This is a genomic window from Rhodopirellula maiorica SM1, from assembly GCF_000346295.1.
GTDB classification, from domain to species: Bacteria; Planctomycetota; Planctomycetia; order Pirellulales; family Pirellulaceae; genus Novipirellula; species Novipirellula maiorica.
In genome coordinates this window covers 1-9,154 of sequence record NZ_ANOG01000408.1, presented here as the reverse complement: position 1 = coordinate 9,154, position 9,154 = coordinate 1, and the positions used below count along the sequence as shown (strand labels likewise).

Here is a 9,154-nt window from a genome sequence, read left to right as displayed (position 1 = left end):
AACGCAAGGGGTTGAGTATCTGTTTCCGACCGTGGTGCTGTGCGGTGTGATCCAGATCTTGATCGGAGCGGCTCGTCTAGGAAAATTGATTCGCTTGGTCCCCCACCCGGTGATGCTGGGGTTTGTCAACGGTTTGGCGATTGTCATTTTCATGGCCCAATTCGGCAGCTTTCAAACGCTGGATCGCGATAGCGGCAACCTAACCTTCTTAAGCGGTATGCCGTTGATGGTGATGTTGGTGTTAGTGGCGATCACGATGGGAATCATTTGGCTGTTGCCCAAAATGACCAAAGCGATCCCATCGTCATTGGCGGCCATTTTGACCGTCACGTTGTTGTCGGTCGGAATCAACCACCTGATGAGATCCGAATCGGGTTCAGGTGAAAATGTGGTAGCGACGGTTGGCGATATGCTAAACACGCAAGCGAAGGCCAAAGCGATCGCGGCCAGCCGCGCAGCCGCCGAGGAAGTTGCCGCCGACGAATCCCAATCGCTCGATGTTTCGACCGTGGCGATGACGCCTGCGGAAAAAAATCGCGTGGATTCCGTGAACGCGGTCGCTGCGGCGACCAATGCCGAAGCGGCTGAGGCAAACGAAGGCGAAGCCGCGGCTTCGATTAGCGGAGGACTGCCTCGCCTGTTCTTCCTCGACTACAAATTGCCTCCGATGAATTTCGAGACACTTTGGATTATCTTTCCCTTTGCAATCACGCTTGCGGGCGTCGGATTGATCGAGTCGCTGATGACGTTGACGTTGATCGATGAGATCACTGAGACGCGTGGACGTGGCAACCGCGAATGCATCGGCCAAGGTGCCGCAAACGTGGTGTGCGGATTGTTCGGCGGGATGGGCGGTTGTGCGATGATTGGCCAATCGTTGATCAACGTTAATTCGGGCGGTCGAGGCCGATTGTCGGGAATCACCGCCGCGGTTTGCTTGTTGATGTTCATCCTGTTTCTGTCACCATGGATCGAGCAAATCCCAATGGCCGCGCTGGTGGGCGTGATGTTCATGGTCGTGATCGGAACGTTCGAATGGGCATCGCTGAAGATGTTTCACCGCATGCCGCTCAGCGACGTCGCTGTGATGGTGCTGGTGGCTGGTTACACCGTCGTGATGCATGACTTGGCAACCGCCGTGATCCTGGGTGTGATCGTTTCCGCTGTGGTATTTGCGTGGAAGCATGCTGCTAACCTCGGAGCCGACATTTCGATCAACGAGGCCGGCAGCAAGATTTACCAGCTTCATGGGCCCCTGTTTTTTGCTTCGGTGTCGTCGTTCAAGGACTTGTTCGACCCAGCGAACGACCCCGATGATGTGGTCATCGATTTCTATTACACTCGTGTCTATGACCAATCCGGACTCGAAGCGATCAACACGCTGGCGGACAAGTACGAATCGCTCGGAAAGCGTTTACATCTGACGCACCTCAGCGCCGAATGCCGTGGTTTGCTCGACCGCGCCGGCGACTTCGTCGAAGTCAATCTGTCCGAAGACCCACAGTATCACGTCGCAACCGACCGTTTAGGGTAACCCGGATCCGCCTCCGTAGGCCGGATCAAGTCGCTCAGAAGCGACGCCGATCCGGCGACCGAAGGTGAATTCACGTTCGGCACCAACGCCCGTGCCGGATCTCCGCTTCGCTGCGATCCGGCCTACATCTGCACGGTTCTAACGTTGTGCCGCCAACAACGCGTCGGCTTCTTTTTCTGCCTTCGCCATCACGTCGGCGATTTTTACGTATTGGCCGCCTTGGTTCTTGCTTTCCATCGCCGCTTGCATGAACGCATAAAGCTCGATGGTTTCAGCAGCATCGATTGGCGACTCGTGCGTTCGAAAGAACTGGGCAATTTGCACGAGCAGCGGTTTGTAGCCCGCGTAATCGCCTAAGGACAGTACCTTTTTTTCGCCGAATGCGATTCCGCCGTACCCGCTCTTCCCTGACTTGATCCCGCGAAACGTGGCCAGTCGCTGATCACTCCATTTTCCGGTGGCAAGCTCGGCGTGCGGAGTGGACTGGTGCCGCACTTGCTCGCAGCCAGGGCCCATGCACGCGTACAAGGCTTCCACGCCGTGGATGCCGTACCAATACAGATCGGTATGCGACGGTTCGAGCGAACACGGACTGTAGGTTTGACAGCCGAGGACTGCTCCGAAACCAGCCGACTTGATCGCGTCGATTCCGCTGATGTAACGCAGCGATGAACTCGAGAACATCGGTACTTGGTATTTTTCTGCGGCTCGATAGATCGCAACAACTTCGCTCAAATTTGACCCGACGGGCTTGTCGATAAACACGGGCTTCCCCGCTTTGAACACCGCAAGTGCTTGTTCCAGGTGAGGTTTACCATCGTTCGTTTCCAGCAGCACGCAATCCACTTGCTTGAGCAAGGCGTCGATCGAATCGACGATCTCGACCCCCATTCCCTTCACCGTTTCGGTGTACTTGGGAATACGACTTGAACTCGATTCGATGTCGCGACTGCCGTACGGATAGGCAGCGACGACGCGGCAGTTCGCCAATTCCGGTGCCGCCGGTTCTTGGTTGAATTCTTTGGTAAACGCGATCGCATGCGAGGTGTCCAACCCGATGATGCCGATCGACAGCGTGTCTTCGGCGGTCGCAGTGAAGGCGGAAAACAGCATGGTAATCATGCACAGAAAGATTCTCATTGAATTGTCTCGAGGTGGGGCAAGGTGGGATAGGAAACGAGGTGAGCAAAACGACGATCAAGGTTAGCGTGAGCCACCGTAATATCGACGTATACCAATTGGAAATGATCTAGGTTGACGATACCGCGAATGCCGCACGCCACAGTTCCACGTATCTCAATAAGCCGTGACGCGTCAGCGGCCGGGTACCGCGACGCGCCCGGTGCCTTACGGCCCTCGGCTCACTTAAGAGTTTCGAGGGCCATTGGTGAGAGAACGAAACGTGTTACAACGCGACTCGTCGGCCTACAAGCTTACGCTTGGCGAGGTTCCCAGCCCTTGGCATATTCACGACTCCAAAGCTTGTTGGCTTCGACGTTGTTTTCGATATGACCGTTAGTGGGGTTAGTTTGCAGAACCGTTCCGGTGCGGAAGGCGATATTACCCAAGTGGCATAGCAACGTGCTGCGATGAGCCTCTTCGATATCCGCATTGGTGCGTCTTGGCGATCGAACGGCGGTCAAGAAATCAGTGAAGTGATCGGGGTCACCGGCAGGTCCCGAATTGCTCGAAACCTCTCGGCCTTTCATATCATAAATCGTATAGCCGGCGCCTCGCATCACGAGCGATCCTTCGGTGCCATGTATGCTGATGCCAAACCCGGTGTCATGGGGACCAAGCGGCGACCAACTGAGCCCTTCCCAGGTGATCGTTTTGCCTTCGGGGAAATCGAACGTGGCCATCATCGTGTCGGGCGTTTCTTGATCATCATCGTGCCGATATTTTCCGCCGCCGGCAGTGACACGCGTGGGAAAGGTCAGCCCGAGAGCCCAGCGAGCGACGTCCAGTCCATGCACGCCGTTGTTGCCCATTTCGCCATTGCCCCAGTGCCAATGCCAGTGCCAGTTGTAATGGACGAGATTGTCTTTGTATTCGCAACGCGGTGCAGGGCCTTGCCACAAATCCCAATCGAGCCAATCAGGCGTGGACGCGGGTTTGCCCTTGCCAATCGACGCTCGTCGATTGTTGTACCAAGTGCGAGCGTAAAGGGTCTTGCCGATTTCACCAGCGTGAATCTTGTTTACTGCTTCGATTAACGCCGGCCAGCTACGACGCTGAGTGCCCATCTGCACGACACGGTTGTTGCGCCGGGCAGCGGCAAGCGCCCATTCGCCTTCCGCAGCGGTTCCGCTGCAAGGTTTTTCGACGTAGACATGTTTCCCCGCGTCGCACCCGATGATGGTGGCCGGTGCGTGCCAGTGGTTCGGAGCCGCAACCACTAGCGCGTCGACGTTTTTATCGTCAAGGATATGGCGAAAATCGGTGACAATTTTCGGACGTTGCTGCTGCTTGGATGCCACCAATTCGGCGGTACGGTCCGCAGCACGCGAATCGACGTCACAAATGTAATCGATCCGAGTATTGGGAAGCGCAAGCATGCCGGAGGTAATCGCACGGCCGCGGCCGTTGACTCCCATAATCCCTAACGAAACGGTCTCGCTAGGCGTGGCATCATTCGCAGTCAGCGTCTTGGCCGCGGTCGCCGTGAACGCTGCCGCCGCTGCGGTGGACTTTAGAAATAGACGTCGATCATTCATTGAACAGTCTCAGGTGGGAAAGGAGGGGTGGGAAACAGGTGGGCTTGCGATGGCAGCAGAAATCAACTGGATCAGCGTACGCACGCCGAAGGAAACAGCATCACTGCAAGTCTTTGACGACATCAAGAATTTTAGCGGGATCTTGTTTTGCTTTGACTTTGTCATCCCGGTAAGCGATCTTTCCATCGCGATCGATGACAAACGTCCACCGCTTGGCGGTCACGTCGCGTTTTAAAATTTGTTCGCTGCCGTCGATGATCGCTTTGACCGACTTGGATCCTCGAGTGATCGGCACTCCAAATTTTTCAGCAACCTCGCCATCCACATCGGCCAACAACGGAAAGTTCAATTCGTGAGCTTTCTTGAACCATTGGTGATTCTCAACCGAGTCGCCACTGACGCCGACAACCTCGACCTGTTGCGAAGCCAAATCCGCCAACGTGTCGCGATAACCACACGCTTGCGCGGTGCAGCCACCGGTCATGTCCGCAGGATAGAAGTAAAGCACCACAATCTTTTTGCCAAAATGGTCAGCCGAGTTCCACTGTTTGCCTTGGTCATCTTTGACCGAAAATTCGGGCGCCGTGTCGCCGACACTCAGCGAGTCACTTGGCTCTTTGGCAACCACCGCCGACGCGGTCAACAAACACAACAGCGTCAAACAGGCACCTGAAATATACCGTCGGATCATGCGAATCTCTCTATAGAGTTTGTGGGAAGGGTGCACCAATCGGTGTCGAAATTATAGACGATGTGAACGAATGGGTGGGCGGCCAGGGAAAAAGGTTTTGAAATCGTTTTCTTGACGGGATCGTGATTGGCCGGACCGTCACGCAGGCAGGTAGGAACGATTGGCTGAAATCCAGTTAGCCGCTTCGGCAAACGCTGGGAAGCATTTTGAGTCGTGTTTTACCAGGTCATCACAACAAAAGCGCGTAATCAAGGGACCGCCGCTGGTTCAATCCGTTAGACTAATGGGGGATAACGGGACATTGCACTGCTGACAGCGTTTTGGCGGTCACCGCCCGCGACATTGGCTCAAAGGGGAGAGTTTGCTGGAATGATTCGAATAAACCGTGTTACGAAGAGAGTTGTTACCGCCATTGTCGTTGTCTGTGTCTTGCAAAGTTCGGGACCGCAATCGCTGTGGGGTGACGACATCGCAGCTTCTCCGGCCGCAGCAGATCACCCGACAGTCGTGCAACACGAGACGGTCGAGCAAATCGATACGGCGAAGGGCGGCTCGGTGATGGAGGGGACGTTGCCACCACCGCGAACGACTGCTCCCAAGCCGATCCCACCGTCAAAGCCGACTCTGCCGACCCCAAAGCCGAACCCGTCGACCACGAAGTCGGCAACCGCCCCCGAAAATGGGGGTGGCACTGCCCGGGCGGACCGCCCCCGCCTAGGGCTGAATGTGAACGCAGACCAAGCCGTGATCAACAAGGTTTATCCCGACAGCGGTGCGGCGGCAGCCGGAGTCCAGCCGGGTGGTAAGATCATTGCGATCGACGGTCATCCGGTCCGCAATGTCGAGGATCTGAAGCGGGTCATTCGCGATCGGACGTCGCTTGACACCGTCACCCTGCAAGTCGCCTACCGGATTTCGCCGCCCCGCGGTCGGCGTGGAACACAAACGACATCGATCAAAAATTTCCGGGTACCGCTGGGGAAACCGAAGGTCATTTATCTGGAACTGCCCGCGCCGGTGAAGGAGAAATGACGGTCGAGTCGCACGTGGCAAATTGCCTTTTTTGTTTTTTTGACCGCCACTGCCCAAACGGCGAGCTAGAGTTTGAATACGGGATAAGGAAACGCAGCTTTTGGAACCTCGGTTCCATTAGTTTTGTGAATGGCTACGGGGGAAACACGGCGGATGTGGTTTGTAACCACATTTTGTATTACCACGGTCCTCGAGTGACCGGCGATGATCCTCTCACTCATTTCGTACGCTGCCATGGTCGATTCATTCGGGCTATCTCACCGTCCTCTCGCCATCTTAGAAACAGCTCCGCCGCATGTATCGGAGGTACAGGATTCTTCTAAGAGCCGCTTGACGCAGCGGAGCGAAGATCGCGTCGCCGAAACGCTGCCGTCGGGGCGTCCTCCTGCCCCGAACACGCCGGGCAACACGGCCGTTGAATTGGTCAATAAAGCTGTCGAATTACAGCAACAATTGGCGGCCGGCTATATCGATATCCAGATGTAAGAGAGGGAACAGTTCGCTAGCATTCCCAGCGATACGCTCTGCGATTCCGGAAATTGCTCTCGCTCTCAGATCAATAAGTTGAGACAACAGCGGCACTGACTGAATCTCACATCCGAACGGAATCGAACATGCGAAATATCATCATCCTCGCCATGTTAGTCGCAGGTGCATCGGCCGCAGGCTGGTTTCAAATCCAACGCGACGGCGAATACACGCGAATCGATATCAATCGCGCGGAAATTCGCGAAGATGCACGGCGAGCGATCGACAAGGGGCGTGAAATTCTTGACCGTCGCGATCAATCGCGTTCCGACTATTCAGGCGACGAAACTGCCGCGGGCCCTTCGTATCCGCCCAACTACGATCCAGGATCCTATCCTGCCCCCGCCGATCCCTACCAATCGCAATACCAAGATTACGGCCCCAGCACTGGCACCGGCCCTCGTTACAACCAAGCCGAATTGCCACGCGATTACCCTGCGTATGACAATCGCCCCTACGACACAGGTTCCTATCCAATGACAGGACCTGCCCCAAATTACGGAACCACGCCCAGCACAAGCCCCTATCCAGGACAATCACCCGCGGACTACCCTCCCTACAACTCACCGGCGCCCATGCCGCGACGATAGAGAGTCCACTGTGGCCTGGTTTTTCACACCGCCGATCACGAGGGTCGGGGTTCGCGTCGACTTGACAATTGCCCGCGACCTTGCTTCCTCCTGCTCATGCTCCGCGATCGTAATTTGCGAAAATGTCGGTTTGCGAACAACAAATTCGAAATTGCAAACGAGCTGATGGAAATCGAGTATGCGGCTGCGGCTCCGGCAGCTCCAAACGCCTCGAAAAACAAAACCAGCAAAACCACCAAGCTGACGGCGTGGATGCACAACAGTGACAAAAGCGTTCGCCGCTCACCCGCAAACAGCAAAAAGGTCGGCGACAACGAAAATAGGGTCCAGACGCTTGATCCAAATGCAACGATGCAGAGTGGGATGTAACTCGCGGCAAACCGCTCGCCGTACAACATCAGAATCTCGTCGCCCGCGAAGAATACCGTTGCCAAAAAGATCAGCACACCGCTGCTAATGACCCACAATCGCGTCCGCCGCATTTCGGTCAACCTTCGCCACTGTGATGTTTCCAGCCCCAACGCGATCATTGGCTGAAAATACTTGTCCGTTGCCTTGGCAAGCAACAGAATCAAACACCCGGTTTCAAATGCAGGTGCCAGGATCGCGACCTGATGGCCTTGGTGAGGGACGTGATACGCAACGACAAGTGTAGCGCGAAATAGCCAAGCGATCAGCGCATAAAACACAAGATACGAAAAGCTGTCACGCGCCCAAGTCGACAGCACAGACGTGTCGGTGGACTTGTTTGCATAGTGACGAGACCGGCCAATCAATAGCAACATTCCCACGATGAGCCCCACCGTGCTGCCGGCACAAAAACAAAGCACGGCGCGAAATGGAGTGATTCCCATTTCGATCGTTGTAATTCCGACCAACCACAATGTGGTCAAAGGAACCAAAACCCTCGAGACCAACGTCGCTCGCGTTGCCATTTGCAGTGCCATCAACAAATCAATCGTCACGCCAGCCGCTGCGACCACCGGTAGCGACACGATCGCCAAAAACATAACGTTGCGTTGATGTGTTTCGAGCATGGGGGCCTGGATCATCGCAACGCCCAATCCCACCAACAGACTCATCAACAGCGTGCCCCCTAAGGCAAACCGCAAATAGCTGCGCAGCGGACTCGGCTGCGTTCCTGCGACAAAAACTGGCACGATACGCAGCCCGTATTTTCCAAAACCGGCCTCGCCGAGCGACGCCAGCAGCCCCAGTGTCGCAATCGCGCCGATATACTGTTCGAATTCGTCGTTTGCCAGTTGCCGCGCTAGCAGCATCGTGATTATATAGCCCACTAAAACGCCCACGACATTCAGCGTGGTCAACAGTATCGTCGTCACCCCCTCGTGCCGTGGCACTGAATTGCGGACGGTTGGTTCGACGTGTAGGGGAGGCATTGGGGATCAGATTCTCAAATTTTACAGACCAAGGTGGGGCGTATTCCGAAACGATGCTTTCAACGCGACCGACTGCATTGGGTAGTGATGGTGGCAGTGGTAATCATGCAAGTCGTGCGTGTTGGTTGCATCGTCATTATCGCAAACACACAAGCATGAAAACCGATCGTCCGAAGTGCTGCGAACCGCCATCCTCTATCTAATTCACCCTACTGTTTCGCCCGACGCAGCAGACGATCTCGGTACGTCATCGCTTCAACATCGGTATAGAACAATGCCGTTGGATCGATCCCCCACCGTTCATTGTGTTCGATCATCGGTTTAACGTAGCGAGTCGTCCCCAACCAGGGCAAGACAACGCACCACAGCAGAACCAAAGCCACGACTACGGACAACAAACGAAGGCGCCCGCGTGTTTGAGTCGGTTGTGGTTTTGCAGCGTGGTTCATACTGTAGATGGTCTCTGATACATCGCAACAACCGAGAGGTCCGTCGCCGCAACCGCTTCCAATCTTCACAAAAATTTTACTTCGCCAACATCGCTTCAATCGTATCACGGAAAAGCAATCCGAACATCAAATAGGCCATCGCCAACGTCAGGACCAAGTTCAATGTTTGTCCGCACAAGTACAGGATCATTGGTTTGCCACCTTTGATCTGAG

General features: G+C 55.3%; 9 protein-coding genes. 4 read left to right on the top strand and 5 right to left on the bottom strand.

Annotated elements, in window-relative coordinates:
- The first annotated feature begins 31 nt into the window (after positions 1-31).
- Positions 32-1,534 (top strand): SulP family inorganic anion transporter, encoded by a 1,503-nt coding sequence (locus RMSM_RS13145; RefSeq protein WP_008696650.1) that lies wholly within the window; start codon positions 32-34, stop codon positions 1,532-1,534.
- Between the two features lie 138 nt (positions 1,535-1,672).
- On the opposite strand, the gene RMSM_RS13140 is transcribed toward RMSM_RS13145, so the two are convergent.
- From RMSM_RS13140 to RMSM_RS13130, 3 genes are all read right to left on the bottom strand, one after another.
- Complete coding sequence (locus RMSM_RS13140) at positions 1,673-2,674, bottom strand: Gfo/Idh/MocA family protein (protein WP_040766276.1); 1,002 nt, start codon at positions 2,672-2,674, stop codon at positions 1,673-1,675.
- A 293-nt stretch (positions 2,675-2,967) separates the two neighbouring features.
- On the bottom strand, positions 2,968-4,251 hold the full coding sequence (locus tag RMSM_RS13135; protein WP_008696644.1) for a Gfo/Idh/MocA family protein: 1,284 nt from the start codon (positions 4,249-4,251) through the stop codon (positions 2,968-2,970).
- A 100-nt stretch (positions 4,252-4,351) separates the two neighbouring features.
- Entirely contained in the window at positions 4,352-4,942 is a 591-nt protein-coding gene (locus RMSM_RS13130) for a peroxiredoxin (protein ID WP_008696642.1), read from the bottom strand.
- A 369-nt stretch (positions 4,943-5,311) separates the two neighbouring features.
- On the opposite strand from RMSM_RS13130, the gene RMSM_RS13125 reads away from it, so the two are divergent.
- From RMSM_RS13125 to RMSM_RS36805, 3 genes are all read left to right on the top strand, one after another.
- Positions 5,312-5,974 (top strand): PDZ domain-containing protein, encoded by a 663-nt coding sequence (locus tag RMSM_RS13125; protein ID WP_008696641.1) that lies wholly within the window; start codon positions 5,312-5,314, stop codon positions 5,972-5,974.
- Positions 5,975-6,178: 204 nt separating this feature from the next.
- Positions 6,179-6,460, top strand: a complete 282-nt coding sequence (locus RMSM_RS39805) for a hypothetical protein (RefSeq protein ID WP_144057618.1) — start codon at positions 6,179-6,181, stop codon at positions 6,458-6,460.
- 128 nt (positions 6,461-6,588) lie between these two features.
- Positions 6,589-7,092 (top strand): hypothetical protein, encoded by a 504-nt coding sequence (locus tag RMSM_RS36805; protein ID WP_008696637.1) that lies wholly within the window; start codon positions 6,589-6,591, stop codon positions 7,090-7,092.
- A 35-nt stretch (positions 7,093-7,127) separates the two neighbouring features.
- Here RMSM_RS36805 and RMSM_RS13115 read toward each other — a convergent pair whose 3' ends face one another.
- Together RMSM_RS13115 and RMSM_RS13110 are read right to left on the bottom strand one after the other, a co-directional pair.
- Entirely contained in the window at positions 7,128-8,492 is a 1,365-nt protein-coding gene (locus RMSM_RS13115) for a lipopolysaccharide biosynthesis protein (RefSeq protein WP_144057617.1), read from the bottom strand.
- Positions 8,493-8,701: 209 nt separating this feature from the next.
- Positions 8,702-8,875, bottom strand: coding sequence for a hypothetical protein (locus RMSM_RS13110; protein WP_008696631.1), 174 nt, complete (start codon positions 8,873-8,875; stop codon positions 8,702-8,704).
- Positions 8,876-9,154 lie beyond the last annotated feature (279 nt).

Bases quoted from the DNA above. Each gene is read 5' to 3' on its own strand.
- RMSM_RS39805 (WP_144057618.1), top strand. From the start codon at position 6,179: ATGATCCTCTCACTCATTTCGTACGCTGCCATGGTCGATTCATTCGGG.
- RMSM_RS13135 (WP_008696644.1), bottom strand. From the start codon at position 4,251: ATGAATGATCGACGTCTATTTCTAAAGTCCACCGCAGCGGCGGCAGCG.
- RMSM_RS13130 (WP_008696642.1), bottom strand. From the start codon at position 4,942: ATGATCCGACGGTATATTTCAGGTGCCTGTTTGACGCTGTTGTGTTTG.
- RMSM_RS13115 (WP_144057617.1), bottom strand. From the start codon at position 8,492: ATGCCTCCCCTACACGTCGAACCAACCGTCCGCAATTCAGTGCCACGG.
- RMSM_RS13125 (WP_008696641.1), top strand. From the start codon at position 5,312: ATGATTCGAATAAACCGTGTTACGAAGAGAGTTGTTACCGCCATTGTC.
- RMSM_RS36805 (WP_008696637.1), top strand. From the start codon at position 6,589: ATGCGAAATATCATCATCCTCGCCATGTTAGTCGCAGGTGCATCGGCC.
- RMSM_RS13140 (WP_040766276.1), bottom strand. From the start codon at position 2,674: ATGAGAATCTTTCTGTGCATGATTACCATGCTGTTTTCCGCCTTCACT.